Origin of the sequence: Rhodoferax sp. GW822-FHT02A01, assembly GCF_038784515.1 — a bacterium.
Lineage (GTDB): Bacteria > Pseudomonadota > Gammaproteobacteria > Burkholderiales > Burkholderiaceae_C > Allorhodoferax.
Genome location: NZ_CP152376.1, coordinates 3,689,728 through 3,708,026 on the forward strand (window position 1 = coordinate 3,689,728; position 18,299 = coordinate 3,708,026).

Sequence of the window (18,299 nt, forward strand, 5' to 3'; positions counted from 1 at the left end):
ATCGTTTTGGAGTACGCACCATGAAGGCCGTCTACGCTTCCACCTTGGCAATCGCTTTGTTCGGTGCACTCACTTTGATCAACCAGTTACGCGAGGATCCTGCCGCGCAGGAGACCAGTGAGATCAACGCTGCAATTGTGCTGGTAAGTGCTTCTGTTGACGATTGATCGCGCCAAGGACCCTGACAACAAACCCAGCGGACTAGACTGGGCGGGCACTACAGCAATGGCTGTCTAAGCGTAGGTGTTCACGTTGTTGCCCATGGTCTCGGTGGGCTTGGAGACTTGCGGTGTGGGGGCTGCAGGTGTTGCCTTTTTGCCGCCGTCGTTGTCGCCATCGGCGTCGGTGCCAACTTTTTCGACTGGTGCTGCAGGTGTCTGGCCGCTTACAGGGGAGATGGACATGAAATTTCCTTGGTTGTGGAAACTCCACTATCGGCAGGTAACTCGCCTTGCGAAAGTGCGGGCATGTAAAGCTTAAGCTGTCCGTAAGCATCGTCACAATGGCGGCATGAGAACCCTGCTGCTATTCATTGCCACCGCGCTCGCGGAAATTGCTGGATGCTACCTGCCGTACCTGTGGCTCAAGCAGGGGAAGTCGGTGTGGCTCATGTTGCCCGGCGCCACGAGCCTGGCCCTGTTTGCCTGGTTGCTGACCTTGCACGAGACGGCCGCTGGGCGTGTGTATGCGGCCTACGGTGGCGTCTACATCTGTGTGGCACTTGGATGGCTCTGGGCGGTGGACCAAGTGCGCCCAACGGCGTGGGATGTGGTCGGTGGAGCTGTTGCCTTGCTAGGCATGGGAATCATCATGTTCCAGCCGATACGCTGAACCCGTCCACGTTTGCAATCTGGCTGCCAGCGCGGTGGACCCACCACCGCTAGCCTTCATCACACCCGAAGGTATGGGGTCGGAAGGTGTTCCGACGCCGGCAACGCCAAGATTCTATCGATTGCTTCAGTCAATATTTGCTTGATATGTGCGCCAGAATTTGTTTTACCTCTCGGTGAACACCCAGCATCGCTTCATCGTTTGACCATAGCCCATCAAAGTACGTAGCTGTGGCAATGTAATCGGAGTCGAGCAAGTCATTTCGAAGCTTGTCATGATTGACCTTAGACAGGTCACTGGACATTGATCTCCTGCGCAGTGCGAGAGCTGCGCTCAGTGTGGATCTGACGTAGTAGCAATTGATGAGTTCGTCTGCCGTTGAAGGGATGTAGCAGTCAGGTATTGCCTGCATGATGTCAACCGCAGTACTGATGACCTGCTGCAGCAAGTCCTTTATGAGCTCGTCCGTATAGGGCTTGCCCGTTCTCAGGCTGTACAAATCGACTGCAGGCAGTGCGCCCAGACGTTCAGCCATCTCCTTGCCAAGACCTTCGGAGTCATTTCGGAGCTTGGCAACTTGCTCGTCTGCTTGTGCGAAATGGTCCGCAAACGCTCGCTCCAGGTCGGCATCTGAGTATCTGTTCATCTTCTGGCAGAGATCAACAAGGTCCGCCGTGCCTGAGTCATCAATCATGCGTGAGGTCATGCCTTTGGCCTTCGTATGTAGGCGGCAAAGGAATTCCTGATTCCTGATCACTCGCAATTGCTTTGGATGACGTCCGAAGGTCGCATAAGCCTCCCGGATTCCACGGATTTGCTTGCGACGATAGGTCTCAATTGCAAAGTTCGTTGTGACTAACGCGATGTTCGATTGGCTTTGGCTGAGCCAGTGATCCAACTTCGGATTGGAGGAGTAGCTTGCATCAATGACGAATCGCTTCATGGAACAGTACTTTATGACTTACTGCAACGAAGACAAGTCCAATTTCGTTTCCATAGTCGGGCGAGTGGCAATTGACGTTTATCCCTCGGCAAGCTTCAGTTCAAGTTTCCCGTTGATTTCACCGGTTTTTAGCTTAAGAGCCATGCCTTCCAGAGGGCCGGCGTGCAGGGTCTTCTCGCCGTCGGGCCTGTCTGATGTGAAAACGAATCTGAACTCCCTCTGATAGGAGTACACGCTTCGTTTTCTGAAAACGGATTCGACACCTTCGAAGCTACCGTGAAAGATATCAGGGTCAAAATACTCAACAAGGCCTTTCCAAGAAGAATAGCCTTCCGACTTGGCAGCTTTGATTACTCTGTCGATGAATTCGGCAACGTTATATATGAGAACGGCATGTTCTCCAAGCGCGAGCATTTCATCTCCAAGCGTTGCGCTTACCTTGAGCATGGAATTGAACTTTTTAACTAAGTGCAGTCGCTCTTCTTCTGTTTCATAGGAGCCTTCAAAGTCCGGGACCGAAACAGCGTACATGCAGAAAGCGTTCAAATGATCGTGTGCGTTACTCTGGATCGCTAATGGGCCGGCGAGCCCAATTGGAAACGATTTTTCCTCTCCATTTGGTGACTTAAATGACAGCGTAAGGGATACACGATCGGGTTGATGCCAATCTGAGAGAGCCTCGAATTTGTCGCCTCGCGCAACGTCGCCTTCTATGCGCTTGAATTGTCCAATTGTCTTGCAGAACATCTCTCCCGTCTGAATAAATGCATCGGCGTATTCCTCCTTATCAAACACTTTAATCAGTAGAAATATTGTGGCCATGGGTGATTCCAGAGACATTTGACGTAGTTCTTGCCCGCCGTCATTTTGCTTTGGTTGCGCTGGTTCGGCGGGTCGTTAGTTTCTATTGACAGTGGAATTGCGCAAGGTATGATGCTCCCAAGCCGAAAGGCCCGGTGCGTAGAAACACCTTTGGATAAGCGGTGCAAGGTTCCCCGATAGGAGCCTTTTGTCATGCCTGAAATTTGTCTGCCCGGTCATGGGTGCATTGGTTTCGGACGTGGTGGGCCAAAGCGGTAATGCCTGGCGCATGGCTTATCCCATGTTTCTAACCACCACGTCCACCTGTTGCGCGTAGAAACGCAAAAGGTGGTTTCCAAGTCTCGATAAGGAGCATGAAACCATGACCGAGGTCATCACCGTCACCCGCCTGCGCGCGGGCACCCTGGTGCGGCAATCCGCACTTCCCAAACCTGCACTACCCGCGGATCCTGTGGCCCAGCAGGCCGCAATTGAGAACGCGCTGTCCATGGCGCTGTACTTCGTGCGCCAGCCCGGCCGTGAGCGTGCCAATCTGTGGGCAGCCACCGCCAAGGCAAACCGGGCTCTTACGCTGCTGAAGCATGCCAGCCAAGGCATCACCCAGCGCGAAGCCGCAAATGATGCAGGGAGGGCTTGAGCAATGGCCAAGATCAGCATTCAATTTGAGGTAGACCCCGACGCCCTGCAGAGCTTCAATGATCAGTACATCACCCAGCTCTGGCATATCTGCCAGGCCAACCCGGCTCCGTACGGCGACCCTGCTGCCTGTCAGCTTGCCGAGCACGTGGGGCGCGAAATCATCCGTCGCTTTGTGTCGAACCAGCACCCGGCACTGTGGACGCACCAGGGCTCGCACGTCGTGCAGCGCAAGTTCGGCCCGCTGCAAGTGCAGTCGTCGGTCGATTCTTCAACTTTAAACGGAAAGGTTTGAGTGATGGCTACTGAATTTTCAATCGAAGAGCAAGCGGAACGCGAGGCTCTGATCATCCATGCCGCTTGCGGTATTGAGGCACTGACCAATGTTTTGCTAAGAGAAATCAACAGCAATGAAGACAGTGTTGAACTGGAAACTTTCACACGCTTCGCCCTACAAAAAATTCACGCATTGAACGGCGTCATCGTGTCGGTCAAGGGTGATGACGATGCACGTACAACTGAAGAAATGTCGGAGGTGGCTAAAGCGCCCCTCACTACACCAGAAGAAATCCAGAAGTTGCATGCAACAGTCAACCTCATGGATTGCCTTTCACAAGGTGGGTTTTCAGAAATATCGTCCATCGCCAAGCTTGCTCTCATAAGTCTGGAAACCCCGGAGGGCCATCGTCACTTAGACAATGTCGTCCGCGCCTTAGAGTCCATCTGGGGCAAGGCAGACGAAATCCAAAATTCCATCAACTGGGAAGCCGAGCAGGTTGGTTGCAATTATGTGGATGAGGCTGAGCGCCGCCGTCAGGACGCCCGGCGTATGGCACGCGCTCAAGAAGTGGGGGTGGCGCATGAATAATTCAAAAGAGCTTGATGCCTCCATGTGGAAATTTGAGCAGGGGGTATATGAATGGTGCGAATGGTGGCGCGGAACAAAAACGCAGCTGCAGGCCACAGGCATAGGCCTTGGAGCCGCATTTCCCGGAGAACCTGGAGTTGCGAAGAGTGTCGATGTTGTGGATTTGCGTGGCCTGAGAGTGAAGATTGATAGCAAGGATAGGAGCCTACCTTGCGGCGTGTTTTTTGCGACATGCCGATTCATAGAAGATAAAGAAGACGACGCATATCTCTATGAGGATGATGGGTGTTTGCAACCGTTTGACGGTGTAACGCTTAGACGTTGCTTGTATGGCTGTAACATATATCGTGGCACCGCAGAAGCGCTGGTTGCTGGCGGCCTGATCGTTGATGAAAAGCTACCAGGCCGACCGGGGCGCGGCAAGTTGCAATGTACCTATCGGCTAGAGTGCATGAATGGGGAAATGGTCGTCAACCGGATGGGCAAGAATCGGTATCAGATCCGGATGAGTGTGGCGGAAGACGAGGTTGTTCGCAGAGAGATTTTGTTGAGGCAGCGACAGCTCGATAGGGACGCCGCTAGGTTGGCCGTTCGACGCTCCCGAGAGAAGTTAACGGGGCCTCAGCTCCGGCCAGTAGAACTTCAACCACGGAGAGCAATTCCCGCAGGCTGGCGCATCATCACGAACGCAAACCCACCCATGCGCGACGCGACGTTCCGATTGCCGGTGTGAACGGCTGACGGAAAATGTTTTAGCCACGCCTAGCCACGGAGTAATTGACCGTGGTGAAAACCGGGACTCCCTGACCCGGCGGCGCTGGCTTTCTATCGGGGCGTGGCAGGGGACGATGTGAGCAAGCTATTCGAGCTCAAAGAATGGTTCACGCTGAGCGAAACGGCGAAGTATCTGGCGTCCAAGCTGGGCGAAGACGTGACGCAGGCTGACGTGCTGCAGCTCGCGCTTGAGGGGCATCTGATCTTGTCAGTGAACCTTATAACCAGTGAAAAAGGACAGCGCGGGAAGCTGATTCCAATTGAAGATGCTGAGTTCGAAGATGTTGAGATGTGGGAGGGCCAGCCGCCAGTTCGGATTTATGGTGGTGTTCGTGTTGAGACCGACGGCATAGAGTCACACATACTTGAATTCGAAGAAGAGGTTGTGCGTCTGCAAGGTATATATGACCTCCCCATGATTGGTGGGGAAAGGATCGAAGTCAAAAATCAATATTTTGAACTGGTTGGTGAACAACGCGTTTCGTTAACAAATATTGATGGTGTCTTCTTGAGTGCTGGGGGTGAGGTGATTGTTCGAGTTCTTGAAGACTTTGACGACAATGAATATCAAGAGGGCTCTTATGCTCAAGGTGAACAAATAAAGAGTATTTTGAGTAGTGGGAAATTTAGTGAAGCAGATATTGCAGTGGCAACCTATCAGCATGATGTGAATCGAGCGAAGTTCTTAGCCGAACGGAAATCCAACGATCCAAGAAGGTATTACCCGGCGGGCAGACTAGAAAGGGGTTCGGTTTTCGTTGTTCGCAATGAAAATATCACGAAATTCCTTGAACAGATTTCTGAGTCTGACAATTCAGAATCGACCACAGCAAACGCGGCAATTACCGCGACGATGCAGGCTCAGGAGGGAGCGAATATGCAAGACGTTATTGCCCAATCGGTGATGACCGCAAAAGATGCGTTTGTGAGCACTGCTGAAGCGGCTGAATGGCTTACCAGTTTCCCTAAAAAAAGCAGTGACAGTGCGGTCGCGCTCAGTGCGTATATCGGTGGGGTCCGGTTAATTGGTGCCAAGCTTGATGAACTCCATGGCGTTGGAAAACGACCAGACGGTGAGCACTGTCGTGGATTTACAGTACCTGGATCTGGCGGTCAGGTATCAATCTATTTGGTGCGCGACATTGCTAGGTCGGAGGGAAATGCATTACTGGTGAAATTCCTAAATGAGTTAATAGCTCAGCGAGAGGCGGTTTTGGGAGTTTCAAACAAAGCCGAAGCTAAATCTAATTACATTTCCCGCAGTGTTGTTCATCTAAATAATTTGAAGTCTGCACTGAAGAAACTTGACTATGACCCCGACAATCTACCGGTTAGAGGACGCGGCGAGTCTTCGCCGGAAAAGGATGCGGCTCGCAATCAATGCGTCGGACCGGATATGACCGAGTCAAATTTCGAAGCCGCATGGAAGGACCTCCAGAAAGCCAACAAGGAGCGCAATACCGCGGCAAAAGGAGCGCCCGCAAGTGCGAATTCAGCCCCAGGAATTTTGATCCCATAGCAGTTCTTGCCTCTTATCGAAATAGGTATTTCCAAATGGGTATAAACTACCCATTTACCTATCTTGCAATACCTATTTTGAGGGTCTGAAACTCTCGCCATTCTTTCAAAGGATGGCAAATGACCTCAAACACCCCCGAGGCGCAAATCAGCGCCAATGCCGCCGGCAATCCCGCTGTGCAGGCAAAGACAGCGCACCGCGCGCCGCCTAACTTCGACGATCTGCCAGACAGCGCATTACTGCGTGAGTCTCAGCTTGTCCCCAGCCCCAAACGCCCAGGCGTCCCAGCGCTGCTGCCCATCAGTGGCCCGACGCTCTGGCGCATGGTCAAGGCTGGCGAGTTCCCGGCCCCAATCAAATTGACTGGACGCATCACTGCATGGCGCGCGGGCCAAGTGCGCGAATGGCTTCAATCACGTGTCTCGGCATAAGAGGTGGGCGCCATGCGACCTTCTACCGGTGCCGCGCAGGCTGGGCTAGTCACGTCCAAAAATGAAGAGAGCCACATCGTTCGCGGCGATGCGGCTCTCAGGGATAACGTAAACCAAGAAGCGAATCCTACGCAATCTGGCACGACTGCGCAACTGGATCATGCGAAGCGCCTGGCCACGCTGACGGCTCAATGCGCCCTGGCCGGCGTGCTCCTCTATGAGACCACTGACGATCACGACCGCCCTGCATACGTGGTCACGCGCTGGGCCCTGACACGCCAACTGGCAACTCTTGATGAGGTTCAGCAGTGGCTGGTCCAGGTGATGGGAGTGTCCTGCTGATGGCCCGGATCCGTAGTATCAAGCCCGAATTCTGGGTTTCTGAACAAGTCGCCGAGTGCTCGCCGAATGCTCGGCTAACGTTCATCGGAATGTGGAACTTCTGCGACGACCGTGGTGTTCACCCGGCAAAACCGAAAACGCTGAAGGCTGAACTTTTCCCGATGGACGACGTGACGTCCATCGCCATCGCTGAGTGGGTGAACGAGCTGATCGCAGTCGGCTTGGTTGCCGAGTTTGAGCATGCTGACGCCAGCTATTGGCACGTCACTGGCTGGGGAAAACACCAGAAAATTGACAAGCCATCGTACAAGTATCCGGCCCCCGAAACTGCTGAAAATTCGGATAAGCCTCTAATACCATTCGTCGAGGATTCGTCGAATGCTAGTCGAGCGCCACCCCCCGGAGTCGATAGGAGTGGAGTGGATAGGAGTGGAGGGGAGATAGCACCCTCGCCGAAGGCTCGGCCCTCGTCCGATAAAAAGCCGAGGAAGACTGCAATCCCCGCAGATTTTGCCGTCAGCGACAGGGTGAAGGTCTGGGCCGAGAAGCATGGCCATACGCAGCTCGATCAGCACCTCGAGCACTTCGTTGGCAAGGCCATTGCCAACGGCTACACCTACGCGGATTGGGACGAGGCGCTTATGAATGCCATACGTGGTGACTGGGCAAAGCTCAGTGTCGGCCTCAATGGGACGGCGCGCAATGGGCTTGAGTCCGACGAGCTGTTCGGGGGTAACGCATGACCTTCGTTCGCGAGCAACTTCCTGAGCCGCTGAGCTACTTCGAGTCTGAGGGGTTGGTCCTCACCTCCCGCGGCAAATGGCGCACGACATCCTGCAGCTTTCACGGCGGCAGTGACTCCATGCGGATTCGCGGTGATACCGGTGCCTGGTGCTGCATGTCATGCGGTGAGAAAGGCGGCGACGTGCTGGCGTACCACATGGCCTTCCACGGCATGGACTTCATTGACGCGGCCAAAGCACTCGGCGCATGGGTTGAGGACGGCAAGCCGCAGATACCTCACAAGCCCAAGCCGCTACCGGCCGGAGATGCCCTGCACCTCTTGGCCTTTGAAGCGCACCTGGTGGCCGTGGCCGCCGGCAACGTGGGGAACGGCGTCGTGCTGACGCAAGAAGACCTGGACCGCGTCCTGCTGGCTGCCGGCCGCATCAACCAAATTCGCGAAATTTACCCATGAACGACAACACAAAATATCTGGCTGCAGCCGCCAAGTTGGATGACTATTTTCACGATGGCAAGGCTCAGACTGTGGCGCGTGACAGTCAGGCCCAAGGGTATGTCCCTCTGCCGGAAGACCCGCATCAGGAGCGAGTTGTCCGGTCTCAACCTCTCACGCAGTCAAGATCACTTCCGTGGAGTGTCGAGGCCGAACAATCCGTGATCGGCTCCCTGCTGATCGACCCTGATGCGATTTCGCGTGTTGTGGAGCGACAGCTCGTTGCGCAGCATTTCTTTGACCTGCGCCACCGCTGCGCCATGTCAGCGATCTTCGAACTGGCTGCCCAACGCAAACCCGTGGACGTCGTGACAGTGTTTGCGCACCTGAGCGCACAAGGTAAGGGCGATGACTGCGGTGGAATCCAATACCTTGACGATGTGGCGAGCAGCGTACCCAGTGCGTCCCGCGTCGGTGCGTATGCTGACATCGTCATCGAGAAGGCGCTGCACAGGAGCATCATCAACGCAGCAGACAAGGCGTTGACCATCGCATGGGAGCCCGGTGAAGCCGGTGCGGCGCTCGACAAGGTTGCATCGCTCTTTGCAACGATTAAGCGCTCTCGCTCAGCGTCTTCACCGGTGCGCCTGGGTGAACTGGTTGTGAACCGCCTGGACCACTGGCAATCCCTGGCCGCAGGCGACACGTTGCCCGGTGTTCCAACAGGGCTTGCGTCGCTCGACGATGCCTTGGGCGGTGGAATCAAACCGGGCAAAGTGATTGTGCTGGCTGCCCGCCCATCAGTCGGTAAGACGTCGCTCGCCGGCCAAATCAGCCTGTCCGTGGCGAGTCAGGGACACACGGTGCTGATGCTGTCCCAGGAAATGCCAGCTGGTGACCTCGTCGATCGCGCTGTTGCCAACCTGGGGGCGGTCAACCTTGACCATCTGACAACTGGGAATTTTGAAAACGAAGACTGGTCACACGTCACCGAAGCGGCCGAAGCGGCTTCCAAGATCCCGTTCTATGTCGATGATCAGCCTGCACTTACGCTGCTGGATATTCGTGCAAAGGCGAGGCAGGTGCAGCAGCGTGATGGGCTGGTCTTGCTGGTTGTGGACTACCTGCAGCTTTGCTCAAGTCCTGGCAAGTTTGACAAGCGTCACCACCAGATCGAGGAAATCAGCCGTGGCATGAAGACCCTGGCCAAGGAGCTCGGCATCTGCGTCATGGTCTTGTCCCAGCTGAATCGTGAAAGTGACAAGGATGAACCCGAGCTCGTGCACCTCAAGGAATCCGGCGCCATCGAAGAAGACGCCGACGTGGTGATCATGCTGCACCCAATGGGTAACGAGTCTGACGGTGGTCTTCTGGTGTTGGCAAAGATACCCAAGAATCGCCAGGGCCGGCGTGGTCGACTTGCACTGTCCCTCCACGGCAAAACGCAGCAGTGGCGTCAGTCAGTCGGCAACGTGGCGCGCCGTCCAAAGCGGGAGTTCACATCGTGAGCAAGTTCCAGACGACCGCCGCCATCATCGAGGTTTGCCATCAGATCGATCTGATGCAGCTCGATTACAAGCTCTCTGAGAAGTTGAAACGCCTCTTGCGTATTGTCTGGAACAAACACGGTTTTGCCGGGTTTGACAAGGTTGATCAACTTGAGTTCGCCAGCAATCAGCTCAACGCAAAGAAGACGCGAACGGAAATTCGTGACCGCCTAAAAAGCAATTATTCCGTCTCCAGGACAGAGGCATATCGAATCATCACAAAAGCCAAAGAACTGTCCCAGGAAATCCCGGATTTTGGGACGCGAAAGGAATCCAATTAATTCCATGAACTCCTCAATCTATCAACAAGGAACCGATATGGACGAACTCACCATCACTTTGCGCAAGCCCGTCTCCATTGGAGACATCACCTATTCCGAGCTCAAGCTGCAAGAGCCAACGGCTGGCCAGATCGAGAAGGCGTCGACAGGTTCGCAGTCGAGCGTTGGCGCCGTTATCAACCTGATCTCTGCTGTGGCTGTGGTGCCTCGAAAGATGGTGGAGGGCTTGTGCCAGCGCGACTTCAAAGAAGCCTCCAAATTCTTGGAGTCTTTCGACGACGTGGAATCGGCCCAGCAATAGGCTCTCGCGGAGAAATTTGAATGTCCAGCATCTTCAATATCAAAATCACTGCTTCAGATAATGCCACGAAGGTTATCAACAAGATCAACAAGTCGACGGCGAAAATATTCGAGCCGTACGACAAGGCCAAACAGTCAGCTGGTGGCTTCTTCAAGGCCATTGGAAACAATGAACTGGTCAAACGCTCCAGTGCTGGCCTGGAATCGATCGGCCAATCCATCAGCCAAATTGGCACCAGCTTCGGAATTGCCGAGAACTCTGTCTTGGCCAGCACCGCAAGCATTGGCGCACGCCTCTTGCAGATGGGTGGCCCGTTGGGCATGGTCGCTGGCGGTGCGGTAGTTGCTGGTGGCGCCGTGTTCGGTATCGGTGTGAAGATGGCGCAGTCGGGCCAAAACGTTGACAACTTCTCCAAGGGCCTGGGCATGTCCACCGGCAGCCTGCAGGAGTGGCGCGCCGCGGCCGAGCGTGCTGGTGGCTCCAGTGAGTCCATGGACCAGAGCCTCAAGTCCTTGTCCCAGCACCTGGTGGACAGTGCAGCAGGCTTTGATCGCGACGCTGATACCGCATTGCATGACGCTGGCATCGAACTCAAGTTCATGAAGAACGGTGCGGTCGATGTCTCGAAAGCCTTGATGGACATTGCGGACGTCATGTCCAAGATGGACAACCCAAACCAGCAGAAGATATTTGCAGATTACCTGGGTGTTAGCGACCAGGTTCAGCTGCTGCGCCAAGGCCGGCGCGCAATCGAGGAATACTTCATCGAAGCACGGCAGAAGGGGCAAATCCAATCCGATGAGCAGGTGGGGCGCAATGCCAAGGAGGCGCAGTCCTGGAACAACCTGAAGGCCTCAATTGATGGCGTCGGCACATCGGTGGGCAACCTGGTTGGCAAGTATGCGCACATTGATGCCATGGCGTCGGGCATTGATCGCATCGCAGGCACAGTCAACAAGTGGGCGAGCTCGGATGCCAAACCCGACTCCACCGGAAGCAAGATAATGTCGTCCATGCTCGGGAGTGCGTTCCCTTTGTGGCGCATCTTCTCCCTCGGTCAGCCCAATGGCCCAGATGCAAAGGTTGGCTCACGCGATGTATCCGGAAAGGTCTCCTACCCGGATAGTGTCTTGCCTTCAACCCTTGGCGGCCAGCCGATTGGAATCCGTAACAACAACCCCGGCAATCTGCGATCTTGGGTCGGTGCAGATTCCAGTGGCGGCTTCGCAAAGTTTCCGACTCCGTTGGATGGCCTGACCGCCGCGGCCAAGAATCTGATGGGCTACCAGAGTCGCTATGGCATAGGAACAATCGAAGGAATCATCAACCGCTGGGCCCCCGCTGGCGACGGCAACAACGTTCCCGGTTACATCAGCGACGTATCCAAGCGCACAGGGTTTGGCGCGAATCAGTCCCTGGATCTGAGCGATCCCAAGGTGTTGGCGCCACTGCTGTCCAGCATGGTGACCCATGAGAACGGCCAAAATCCCTATGACCCCCAGCTTATTGCTGATGCCGTGGCTAAGGCAGTCAAGGAGGGCATGTCTGGCCAGGCGATCAACCTGAAGGTGGAGGGAATGCCGCCCGGCATGTCCATCAAGCAGACTGGCTCGGGTCAGGTCACCACCGGAATGGTGCTTGCTGATGGAGGTGCGTTTTGAGCGACGACACCACTACTATTCTGGTGGGGGGCATCCCGATTTCGGAATGGACGTCGGTGCGCGTCACGCGCAGCGTTGAACGCGTGGTCAGCGACTTCGATTTCGCCATCACAGACCTGAACCCAGGTCAGTGGAGGTATCCAATAGTTCCTGGTGATGCCTGTCAAGTGTTCATTGGCAACGACCTGGTGCTGACTGGCTACATCGACCGGTACACGCCGGCCTTCTCGTCGCGGCAGCACTCCATCACGGTGTCGGGTCGGAGCAAAACCCAGGACATCGTCGATTGCTCAGCAGTCTGGGAAGGCTCCCAGCTCATGAATGGCACCGTGAAGACGATTTCTGAGAATCTGTGCACCCCGTTTGGAGTAAGTGTAGTAACACTCGCAGATGTTGGCCCTGTGGTGCCACGGAGGAACCTCAACATCGGTGAAACACCATTCGAAGTCATCGAGCCGCTGGCCCGTCTTCGCGGCCTCCTGATCTATGACGATGTTGCAGGGAACTTGGTGCTCTCAAGCGTAGGAACGGACAAGGCGGCCAGCGGCTTCAAGAGTGGTGAGAACGTTCAGTCGGCGAGCATGACCTATGCGATGGATGGCCGGTACAGGTCTTACTCGGCATACCGTCGCAAGACGGTGGCCAAGCTCCTGGACACCGGAAAAGAAAGCAACCTCATTGCCACGGTGAACGATTTCGATGTGCCAAGGCGCAGGACAAAGTTCATCGTTGCGGAAACGTACGACGCCGGCGGTGACGTTGCCGCACGGCGCGCTGCCTGGGAGATGGCCCGCCGCAAGGGGCGCTCGGCATCCGTGCACCTGACCTGCGACAGCTGGCGCGACAGCATGGGGGCTCTGTGGGCCCCAAACACGTTGGCGCCGGTGTCATTGCCAAGCCTGGGGCTTGATGACGTGACCTGGTTGATCAGTGAGGTCGTATTCCTCCGTGATGCACAGGGCACGCGCGCGCAGCTCACGCTGATGGATCGCCGGTCCTTCCTGCCAGAGCCCTACGCCTGGCCTTTCAGGAGCGATCTGGCCGAAGCGTTGAGGGCGGCCAAAGAGAAACAGCAGGCGCAAGCCAAAGGTCAGAAGGTATCGAATCCATGAGCGACCCAACAACCAATGCTTTGAACAGTGTGCTTCGCCGCATACGCATGCTCTCAGGTATCGGCGACGTGACTTTCGCCGCCGACTCGGATGTAGTGCAGCTGCTGCAGGTCAAGATCAGCGACCAGGAGACTATCGACGAAACGCCCAGGGTGGCAGAGTACGGCTTCACATCCATGCCAAAGGTCGGCTGCCATGCCGTTCTCATCTGCGTGGGTGGAGATCAGTCCGGCGGAGTTGTCATCGGCACGAACGACCCCACGGCTCGCATGAAGAACCTGCAGCCCGGGGAAGTGGCAATCTTCGATGATCAGGGCCAGTCGGTATACCTGACTCGTGCAGGCATCGTGGTAAATGGTGGAGGTCTGCCGATCACGGTGAACGGCAACGTCACCATCAACGGCACTCTGCATGCGACGGGCCCGATCACCGGTGACTCGACCATCACCGCGCCGAACGTGGTGGGCACCACCGACGTTCAATTCGGCTCGCACCACGGAAACACACACGTCCATAGCAATGGCAATGGCGGTGCCAATACAGGCGGCCCAATATGAGCGCAACCATCAACCCCGTCGAGGCCACGTTTCTGGGCTGCCTGCAAGACGTGCAGGCCAAGGTCAGGGCCAGCAAGGCAAGAGTTGAAACACTTACTTCAGAAGGTAGGCGCAGCATGGAGGATGCGACAGCAAAGCTGACCGAACGTGATGCCGAAAACGTCAGACTGACCGTACTCATTGCCATGGAAAAACTCATTGCCGGTGGCCAGCAGACCATCGTCGCGGACGCCACCGCCAAGTTAACCACCCCAGATCACAAAGGATGAATATGACCAACACAACCGATTCGGTACGCGTACCAACCCCTGAAGTAGTCGCTGAAGCAAATTCGGTGTACCTGCCAACACCTGAGCTGATCGCTGCAAAGGATGCTGTGATCGTGGCGCGCAAGCAAGCGGAGAAGCTCCGTCAGCGTGTCGATGAAAGCGCCGCTGACATCGTTACCCAGAATGCTGAGCTGGATCGCCTGACGCGAGAACTATCCGAAAAGCAAGCGGATCGTGCCCTTGCCGACGATGACCAGGTCAAGGCACTTGATGCAGAAATCAAGAAGCTGATAGACAAGGTCGACGCTAAGTCTCGCGAATTGAATCGCACAAGGAACCTGATCGAAGCCCTGGAGGTCAAGGCTCCGGAGGTGGACGCAGCCGTCGTTGACGCGCAGCAAATTCTCGGTATCGAGAGGCACATCTGGAGTGAGGTCATCATTGACGCCATACGGGATGAACTGGAGGCTGCTGTTCGCCCCCTGATTGGAGTCATGGCAAAGGCAAAGGCATTCGGTCGGTTCAATGGATTCTTGTCTGACTTTTTGAATGCCGCATGGGTACCAGCTGATCCCAAGAGCTTCCTGCGAGCGGCCAATGGTGCGTATGCATACAACATAGGTCGCAATCTTCTGGATGGTTCTCCTGACGATGCTCAGCGTGCGCATGCTGATGCAATCGTCGCGGCCGTGGCGCCCATCTATCAGCAGTTGAATATGAAGCATGCTGAATATGTGCCCCTTGATAAGCGACCCAAGCCCTACGTGAAAAAGGGTTACACGATGCGTGGCCAGGCTGCAGATGAAACGCCGTTTGGTCAGGCGTCCAAGACTGATACCGCGCCTGAACCGGCCGCCACGCCGGCAAAGAAACTTTCCATGGAAGACCTGGACATCGAAATGGGCCACAAGCTGGTTAAGAACCTCATGCGTGACGGCACCAACCAAACATCGATACAGCAATGACCTTGCTCGGCCCGGCCGGCGGTGGCCTGTAACACCGGCAGTCAAGTAGGTTTTGACCTTCCGGCCGGGCTTGACCGCTCAGCCCCCTGCGCTATGGGGGCACCTAATGAAAGGAATGCGGAATGGAAGAAGTCACCACGCTGGCCCAGCTCAATGCGCTTGACCAGGACGCTATCGTCGAAGGGTACCTGCATGGCCTTCACGGCACACCGAACCACACGCGCCAGGACCAAGCCTATTGGCACGGGTACTTCAATGCGCACAGCGATCGCAATGGACCGCCCACACCTGGCCAGCAGCAACTGGCGCGCGAGGTCGTCAATGCAATGCGGTGCGGCTGCCGGGCGCCGGCATGAGGGCGGCATGGGTGCACCACGGAAAACCAACGGGTCCTTCCTAGGGGAACTACATCGAGGGTCGTTGCGCACCGCGACTTTCGACCCTGCGCAGGTTTAAAACAATGTCCTCACCTTAGGTGTCCTCACCATGACTTCAGGCGTTACGCACCGTAAATTCGCACGGCTGGAAAGTTGTGATGAAAAGCAAGTTCGGCGGGTCCTCACACGTGGCCTGTTGACGGCCGACTCAGAGGGAAAACTTGGTTCGGCGCAGGTTGGCAGCGGGTGGAGAAAGCCGCGCGCGGACAGCCGCAGATAAGCGGCACCAGGTCAGCGGCAAGTGCGGACACCTGGGGGTGAGGACATCAAGAAAGTCCGCAGTGATGTCCTCACGAATGTCCTCAGCGTCCACAGCGATGTCCTCACCCCCGTATCGCGTGGCCGACGTGCTGGTGGGCTACGTGCAGAAGCAGCTCAAGACCTTGGGCTAGCCCCGAGGGGAAATCACCGATACCCAGGATTTGGGTATCGCTCCGGTTGGTGCAATCAAAGTCGGCCCGGGTGGCCACAGAAAGGCAAATATGACGAAACCAGTGAAGAATCTTGGCGTGATGACGTTTGCACACTTTGCGGGTATTTCCGCCAAGCTGCAAGCTAAGGCGCCCAAGGCCAGGGCGTCCCAGGCTGCCAGAACGGTCCCTGTAGAGGACCCGCCGGAGGAAATGCGCGGCTCATCGCCTATAGCCGTCGCGCGCCGCCGTGAGCGGGCCCGGTGTGCGGCAATCATTGGCCACGATGCCGCGGCATCGAACATGGTCCTGGCGGCCAACCTGGCATTCAAGACCCGCATGACCCGGGCCGAGGCCATGGCGGTGCTGGCCGACACCGCCGCAGGGCAGCGTAGCAAGCCGGTGCAACGCTCCGAGGCTGGGGGATGGGACCGGGCATTCGCTGCTGTGCGGTCGGTACGGAAATAGCGGTCGAGCGCACTTTCCTTAACGCGCCCCCTTTTCAACAGTTAACTGGCTAGTGTTAACCGGCGTGTTAACCAGACTGTTAACTGGCACTTGGTTAACGACTCGGTTAACAGCCCTTTCTTGCTTTGCGGATGGCTGCTTTCGATACCTCTGCAGCATTGCATCAGAAGCCTCAATATCAACCACTTCTCCAATGAAGACTACCCAGCCGCGCGCCTTCCATTTGGTCACCGCTGGCTTCGATACACCGTGGCGCTTCGCAAAGTCAGTGAGCGTGCATGTCGTCATGTGTTAACCAAATTTCAAACTTCAGCGCTGGGAAAACAACGCGGTGCGCAATGCCCGCATTACAGGATGGTCTGGGAAGGACCCGCTCGAACACCGGGCGATGGTGACCATTCCCATGAAAAGAAGGATGACCAAATTGATCCACCCATCGGCAAAGGTACCCCTCAAAGTGCGGGTACCTTTGATCCTTGCGTCCGCCGCACAGAGGCCCCCAGGGGCGCCCGATGTGTTGTCGTTTTCAAAACGACAAATTCCGGTAAGCGCGGCAGGCGTTGAGCAGTCAGGCAATGGCGGCACAATTGTGCGCAGTCCTCCCCCTACCCAAAAACCCAATGGAAACAACCAGTTGGCCGAGAAAAGGGGAGGTTTGCCCCTACCCCACAATACGGTTGGAAGTGGCAAATATCGTCGGATCCTGCGTGGGCTTGCGCCATCTCATGTTTGAAACGCGGATGGTGAATCGGCGCCAGGGTGGCGTCAGACTCGTGGAGCTGGGCCCATGTGGATATGAAATCCGTGTGGCTGGGTGGAACCAAGCGGTGAAAGGGTCGGATTTCAAATTCGACCCTTTGAAGCGAGGGGTGACGTTTGAAACGCGGCCCGGCACTTTGAGCAGCACCGGCATTCAACGCCCTGAATTTTCAGGCGGTTGGGGTGTCCGCAATTTTACGGAGACCCGATGCATCGATGCTCATGCAAAGGGCAGAAAGCTGCCCTTACTTAATTCGGCAAGCATTTCCTGGCAACGCGAGTTCAGGCAGCTCATTCGATGGTCGTTCATACTGCGATCTTCGTGGGGGCATTGACATGGAATTTACAAACAGCGATTGGATTAACCTTGGGGCGGCAATTGGGTCCATAACGGCAGCGATCGTTGCGCTAGGTCTCGGGATAAATGCAAACTGGAGGAATACTTCCGACGCAAGAGGCCGCGCCAAGCTCTACGCCGCAAGTGTTGCAACTAGGCTTTCTCACACCGAAGACGTAATTACCAATTGTTTGATTCACTGCGAATTCAAGAATCTTGATCTATCGGATGATGAGTCCAATCGACAAGCTCTGATCCATATCTCCATAACCCTTCGGGCCGGAATTTTCCGCCCAGACATCGATACCCTTCAAGGCTTGATCGCACTTGGAGGGAATTGTGCCAATCGCATTGCAAGTGCGTTCGATTCCGTTGATTTGGTGCTGCTCTATCTGGCTGACCTCAATACTGAGTTGTTTGTGTCCGGCGGAAGAAGCCCAGTTGCGAGAAAGAATTTGCTCGATAAAGTTCACGCGAATTTGAGCCATGCGCAAGAGCTATTGAGAGTAGCTTTGCGTGAGTGTGTGAATGCTTCGCAGCTGGCAGCGCCTAAACCATCTAGTGAAGAGCTTTATGGCCCAGGCGAGCCGTAGGATGGCCTCGGCGTTCAGAACTGCACGCCAGCATCAATGTCGCGCAGGAACTTGCGGCCGTCGGCGGTGATGCGCACGCCACCCTGGCCATTGGACTCGGCGAAGCCCAGGGCAACCAGTTCGCTGGCGGCATTTGGACCGGGCGAGTAGGAGCTTCCTTGCTCAGCCATGGAGCGGAGCGCCGCCTTGGCTGCTTCGGTGACCTTCAGGTGCATATCGAACCTCCCGCCTGTTTCAGGTCATTCTATGGCTGACCGAC

The 18,299-nt window shown here is 55.9% G+C and carries 26 protein-coding genes; 22 read left to right on the forward strand and 4 right to left on the reverse strand.

Features of this window, described 5'->3' with window-relative positions:
• Nucleotides 1-20: 20 nt before the first annotated feature.
• The gene (locus AAGF34_RS17330) at nucleotides 21-167 is read left to right on the forward strand and encodes a hypothetical protein (protein ID WP_342616956.1); all 147 of its coding nucleotides are present in this window, start codon (nucleotides 21-23) and stop codon (nucleotides 165-167) included.
• 66 nt (nucleotides 168-233) lie between these two features.
• On the opposite strand, the gene AAGF34_RS17335 is transcribed toward AAGF34_RS17330, so the two are convergent.
• Nucleotides 234-404, reverse strand: a complete 171-nt coding sequence (locus AAGF34_RS17335) for a hypothetical protein (protein WP_342616957.1) — start codon at nucleotides 402-404, stop codon at nucleotides 234-236.
• A gap of 106 nt (nucleotides 405-510) precedes the next feature.
• On the opposite strand from AAGF34_RS17335, the gene AAGF34_RS17340 reads away from it, so the two are divergent.
• Entirely contained in the window at nucleotides 511-831 is a 321-nt protein-coding gene (locus AAGF34_RS17340) for a YnfA family protein (protein ID WP_342616958.1), read from the forward strand.
• Nucleotides 832-961: 130 nt separating this feature from the next.
• Here the strand turns inward: AAGF34_RS17340 and AAGF34_RS17345 are convergent, their stop codons facing one another.
• A complete protein-coding gene (locus AAGF34_RS17345; RefSeq protein ID WP_342616959.1) occupies nucleotides 962-1,774 on the reverse strand; it encodes a hypothetical protein in 813 nt (270 codons plus the stop codon).
• A gap of 78 nt (nucleotides 1,775-1,852) precedes the next feature.
• Entirely contained in the window at nucleotides 1,853-2,596 is a 744-nt protein-coding gene (locus AAGF34_RS17350) for a hypothetical protein (RefSeq protein ID WP_342616960.1), read from the reverse strand.
• A gap of 361 nt (nucleotides 2,597-2,957) precedes the next feature.
• Here AAGF34_RS17350 and AAGF34_RS17355 point away from each other — a divergent pair, with 361 nt between their 5' ends.
• The 20 genes from AAGF34_RS17355 (at nucleotide 2,958) to AAGF34_RS17450 (ending at nucleotide 18,040) form a co-directional block, all read left to right on the forward strand.
• Nucleotides 2,958-3,233: a hypothetical protein gene (locus AAGF34_RS17355; RefSeq protein WP_342616961.1), complete on the forward strand. Its 276-nt coding sequence runs from the start codon at nucleotides 2,958-2,960 to the stop codon at nucleotides 3,231-3,233.
• Nucleotides 3,234-3,236: 3 nt separating this feature from the next.
• Nucleotides 3,237-3,527, forward strand: coding sequence for a hypothetical protein (locus tag AAGF34_RS17360; RefSeq protein ID WP_342616962.1), 291 nt, complete (start codon nucleotides 3,237-3,239; stop codon nucleotides 3,525-3,527).
• Between the two features lie 3 nt (nucleotides 3,528-3,530).
• Nucleotides 3,531-4,100, forward strand: coding sequence for a hypothetical protein (locus tag AAGF34_RS17365; protein WP_342616963.1), 570 nt, complete (start codon nucleotides 3,531-3,533; stop codon nucleotides 4,098-4,100).
• Nucleotides 4,093-4,833 carry a hypothetical protein gene (locus tag AAGF34_RS17370; RefSeq protein WP_342616964.1) on the forward strand — a complete coding sequence of 247 codons (741 nt, stop codon included), beginning with the start codon at nucleotides 4,093-4,095 and terminating at the stop codon, nucleotides 4,831-4,833. The genes AAGF34_RS17365 and AAGF34_RS17370 overlap by 8 nt, the downstream gene beginning before the upstream one ends.
• Before the next feature lie 117 nt (nucleotides 4,834-4,950).
• On the forward strand, nucleotides 4,951-6,393 hold the full coding sequence (locus AAGF34_RS17375; protein ID WP_342616965.1) for a hypothetical protein: 1,443 nt from the start codon (nucleotides 4,951-4,953) through the stop codon (nucleotides 6,391-6,393).
• 119 nt (nucleotides 6,394-6,512) lie between these two features.
• Complete coding sequence (locus AAGF34_RS17380; RefSeq protein ID WP_342616966.1) at nucleotides 6,513-6,824, forward strand: AlpA family phage regulatory protein; 312 nt, start codon at nucleotides 6,513-6,515, stop codon at nucleotides 6,822-6,824.
• 12 nt (nucleotides 6,825-6,836) lie between these two features.
• Nucleotides 6,837-7,166, forward strand: a complete 330-nt coding sequence (locus tag AAGF34_RS17385; protein WP_342616967.1) for a hypothetical protein — start codon at nucleotides 6,837-6,839, stop codon at nucleotides 7,164-7,166.
• On the forward strand, nucleotides 7,166-7,909 hold the full coding sequence (locus tag AAGF34_RS17390) for a hypothetical protein (protein ID WP_342616968.1): 744 nt from the start codon (nucleotides 7,166-7,168) through the stop codon (nucleotides 7,907-7,909). The genes AAGF34_RS17385 and AAGF34_RS17390 overlap by 1 nt, the downstream gene beginning before the upstream one ends.
• Nucleotides 7,906-8,364: a CHC2 zinc finger domain-containing protein gene (locus AAGF34_RS17395; RefSeq protein ID WP_342616969.1), complete on the forward strand. Its 459-nt coding sequence runs from the start codon at nucleotides 7,906-7,908 to the stop codon at nucleotides 8,362-8,364. The genes AAGF34_RS17390 and AAGF34_RS17395 overlap by 4 nt, the downstream gene beginning before the upstream one ends.
• Nucleotides 8,361-9,851 carry a replicative DNA helicase gene (locus AAGF34_RS17400; protein WP_342616970.1) on the forward strand — a complete coding sequence of 497 codons (1,491 nt, stop codon included), beginning with the start codon at nucleotides 8,361-8,363 and terminating at the stop codon, nucleotides 9,849-9,851. Before AAGF34_RS17395 ends, AAGF34_RS17400 begins: the two co-directional genes overlap by 4 nt.
• The gene (locus AAGF34_RS17405) at nucleotides 9,848-10,171 is read left to right on the forward strand and encodes a hypothetical protein (protein ID WP_342616971.1); all 324 of its coding nucleotides are present in this window, start codon (nucleotides 9,848-9,850) and stop codon (nucleotides 10,169-10,171) included. Before AAGF34_RS17400 ends, AAGF34_RS17405 begins: the two co-directional genes overlap by 4 nt.
• A 37-nt stretch (nucleotides 10,172-10,208) precedes the next feature.
• Nucleotides 10,209-10,472 (forward strand): phage tail assembly protein, encoded by a 264-nt coding sequence (locus AAGF34_RS17410; RefSeq protein ID WP_342616972.1) that lies wholly within the window; start codon nucleotides 10,209-10,211, stop codon nucleotides 10,470-10,472.
• Nucleotides 10,473-10,492: 20 nt separating this feature from the next.
• Nucleotides 10,493-12,133: a hypothetical protein gene (locus tag AAGF34_RS17415; RefSeq protein ID WP_342616973.1), complete on the forward strand. Its 1,641-nt coding sequence runs from the start codon at nucleotides 10,493-10,495 to the stop codon at nucleotides 12,131-12,133.
• On the forward strand, nucleotides 12,130-13,245 hold the full coding sequence (locus tag AAGF34_RS17420) for a phage baseplate assembly protein (protein WP_342616974.1): 1,116 nt from the start codon (nucleotides 12,130-12,132) through the stop codon (nucleotides 13,243-13,245). The genes AAGF34_RS17415 and AAGF34_RS17420 overlap by 4 nt, the downstream gene beginning before the upstream one ends.
• Entirely contained in the window at nucleotides 13,242-13,802 is a 561-nt protein-coding gene (locus AAGF34_RS17425) for a phage baseplate assembly protein (RefSeq protein WP_342616975.1), read from the forward strand. The genes AAGF34_RS17420 and AAGF34_RS17425 overlap by 4 nt, the downstream gene beginning before the upstream one ends.
• Complete coding sequence (locus tag AAGF34_RS17430; RefSeq protein ID WP_342616976.1) at nucleotides 13,799-14,071, forward strand: hypothetical protein; 273 nt, start codon at nucleotides 13,799-13,801, stop codon at nucleotides 14,069-14,071. Before AAGF34_RS17425 ends, AAGF34_RS17430 begins: the two co-directional genes overlap by 4 nt.
• A gap of 2 nt (nucleotides 14,072-14,073) precedes the next feature.
• On the forward strand, nucleotides 14,074-15,036 hold the full coding sequence (locus AAGF34_RS17435; RefSeq protein WP_342616977.1) for a hypothetical protein: 963 nt from the start codon (nucleotides 14,074-14,076) through the stop codon (nucleotides 15,034-15,036).
• A 122-nt stretch (nucleotides 15,037-15,158) separates the two neighbouring features.
• Nucleotides 15,159-15,392, forward strand: coding sequence for a hypothetical protein (locus AAGF34_RS17440; RefSeq protein ID WP_342616978.1), 234 nt, complete (start codon nucleotides 15,159-15,161; stop codon nucleotides 15,390-15,392).
• Between the two features lie 563 nt (nucleotides 15,393-15,955).
• Entirely contained in the window at nucleotides 15,956-16,351 is a 396-nt protein-coding gene (locus tag AAGF34_RS17445) for a hypothetical protein (RefSeq protein ID WP_342616979.1), read from the forward strand.
• Nucleotides 16,352-17,446: 1,095 nt separating this feature from the next.
• Nucleotides 17,447-18,040 (forward strand): hypothetical protein, encoded by a 594-nt coding sequence (locus AAGF34_RS17450; RefSeq protein WP_342616980.1) that lies wholly within the window; start codon nucleotides 17,447-17,449, stop codon nucleotides 18,038-18,040.
• Nucleotides 18,041-18,054: 14 nt separating this feature from the next.
• On the opposite strand, the gene AAGF34_RS17455 is transcribed toward AAGF34_RS17450, so the two are convergent.
• Entirely contained in the window at nucleotides 18,055-18,255 is a 201-nt protein-coding gene (locus AAGF34_RS17455) for a hypothetical protein (RefSeq protein WP_342616981.1), read from the reverse strand.
• Nucleotides 18,256-18,299 lie beyond the last annotated feature (44 nt).

What these genes read in the sequence shown, in the direction of transcription:
- AAGF34_RS17435 (WP_342616977.1), top strand. Translation starts at nt 14,074, where the DNA reads ATGACCAACACAACCGATTCGGTACGCGTACCAACCCCTGAAGTAGTC.
- AAGF34_RS17455 (WP_342616981.1), bottom strand. Translation starts at nt 18,255, where the DNA reads ATGCACCTGAAGGTCACCGAAGCAGCCAAGGCGGCGCTCCGCTCCATG.
- AAGF34_RS17445 (WP_342616979.1), top strand. Translation starts at nt 15,956, where the DNA reads ATGACGAAACCAGTGAAGAATCTTGGCGTGATGACGTTTGCACACTTT.
- AAGF34_RS17410 (WP_342616972.1), top strand. Translation starts at nt 10,209, where the DNA reads ATGGACGAACTCACCATCACTTTGCGCAAGCCCGTCTCCATTGGAGAC.
- AAGF34_RS17425 (WP_342616975.1), top strand. Translation starts at nt 13,242, where the DNA reads ATGAGCGACCCAACAACCAATGCTTTGAACAGTGTGCTTCGCCGCATA.
- AAGF34_RS17335 (WP_342616957.1), bottom strand. Translation starts at nt 404, where the DNA reads ATGTCCATCTCCCCTGTAAGCGGCCAGACACCTGCAGCACCAGTCGAA.
- AAGF34_RS17330 (WP_342616956.1), top strand. Translation starts at nt 21, where the DNA reads ATGAAGGCCGTCTACGCTTCCACCTTGGCAATCGCTTTGTTCGGTGCA.
- AAGF34_RS17355 (WP_342616961.1), top strand. Translation starts at nt 2,958, where the DNA reads ATGACCGAGGTCATCACCGTCACCCGCCTGCGCGCGGGCACCCTGGTG.
- AAGF34_RS17390 (WP_342616968.1), top strand. Translation starts at nt 7,166, where the DNA reads ATGGCCCGGATCCGTAGTATCAAGCCCGAATTCTGGGTTTCTGAACAA.
- AAGF34_RS17345 (WP_342616959.1), bottom strand. Translation starts at nt 1,774, where the DNA reads ATGAAGCGATTCGTCATTGATGCAAGCTACTCCTCCAATCCGAAGTTG.
- AAGF34_RS17380 (WP_342616966.1), top strand. Translation starts at nt 6,513, where the DNA reads ATGACCTCAAACACCCCCGAGGCGCAAATCAGCGCCAATGCCGCCGGC.
- AAGF34_RS17395 (WP_342616969.1), top strand. Translation starts at nt 7,906, where the DNA reads ATGACCTTCGTTCGCGAGCAACTTCCTGAGCCGCTGAGCTACTTCGAG.
- AAGF34_RS17340 (WP_342616958.1), top strand. Translation starts at nt 511, where the DNA reads ATGAGAACCCTGCTGCTATTCATTGCCACCGCGCTCGCGGAAATTGCT.
- AAGF34_RS17450 (WP_342616980.1), top strand. Translation starts at nt 17,447, where the DNA reads ATGGAATTTACAAACAGCGATTGGATTAACCTTGGGGCGGCAATTGGG.
- AAGF34_RS17350 (WP_342616960.1), bottom strand. Translation starts at nt 2,596, where the DNA reads ATGGCCACAATATTTCTACTGATTAAAGTGTTTGATAAGGAGGAATAC.
- AAGF34_RS17430 (WP_342616976.1), top strand. Translation starts at nt 13,799, where the DNA reads ATGAGCGCAACCATCAACCCCGTCGAGGCCACGTTTCTGGGCTGCCTG.
- AAGF34_RS17385 (WP_342616967.1), top strand. Translation starts at nt 6,837, where the DNA reads ATGCGACCTTCTACCGGTGCCGCGCAGGCTGGGCTAGTCACGTCCAAA.
- AAGF34_RS17360 (WP_342616962.1), top strand. Translation starts at nt 3,237, where the DNA reads ATGGCCAAGATCAGCATTCAATTTGAGGTAGACCCCGACGCCCTGCAG.
- AAGF34_RS17370 (WP_342616964.1), top strand. Translation starts at nt 4,093, where the DNA reads ATGAATAATTCAAAAGAGCTTGATGCCTCCATGTGGAAATTTGAGCAG.
- AAGF34_RS17365 (WP_342616963.1), top strand. Translation starts at nt 3,531, where the DNA reads ATGGCTACTGAATTTTCAATCGAAGAGCAAGCGGAACGCGAGGCTCTG.
- AAGF34_RS17440 (WP_342616978.1), top strand. Translation starts at nt 15,159, where the DNA reads ATGGAAGAAGTCACCACGCTGGCCCAGCTCAATGCGCTTGACCAGGAC.
- AAGF34_RS17400 (WP_342616970.1), top strand. Translation starts at nt 8,361, where the DNA reads ATGAACGACAACACAAAATATCTGGCTGCAGCCGCCAAGTTGGATGAC.
- AAGF34_RS17415 (WP_342616973.1), top strand. Translation starts at nt 10,493, where the DNA reads ATGTCCAGCATCTTCAATATCAAAATCACTGCTTCAGATAATGCCACG.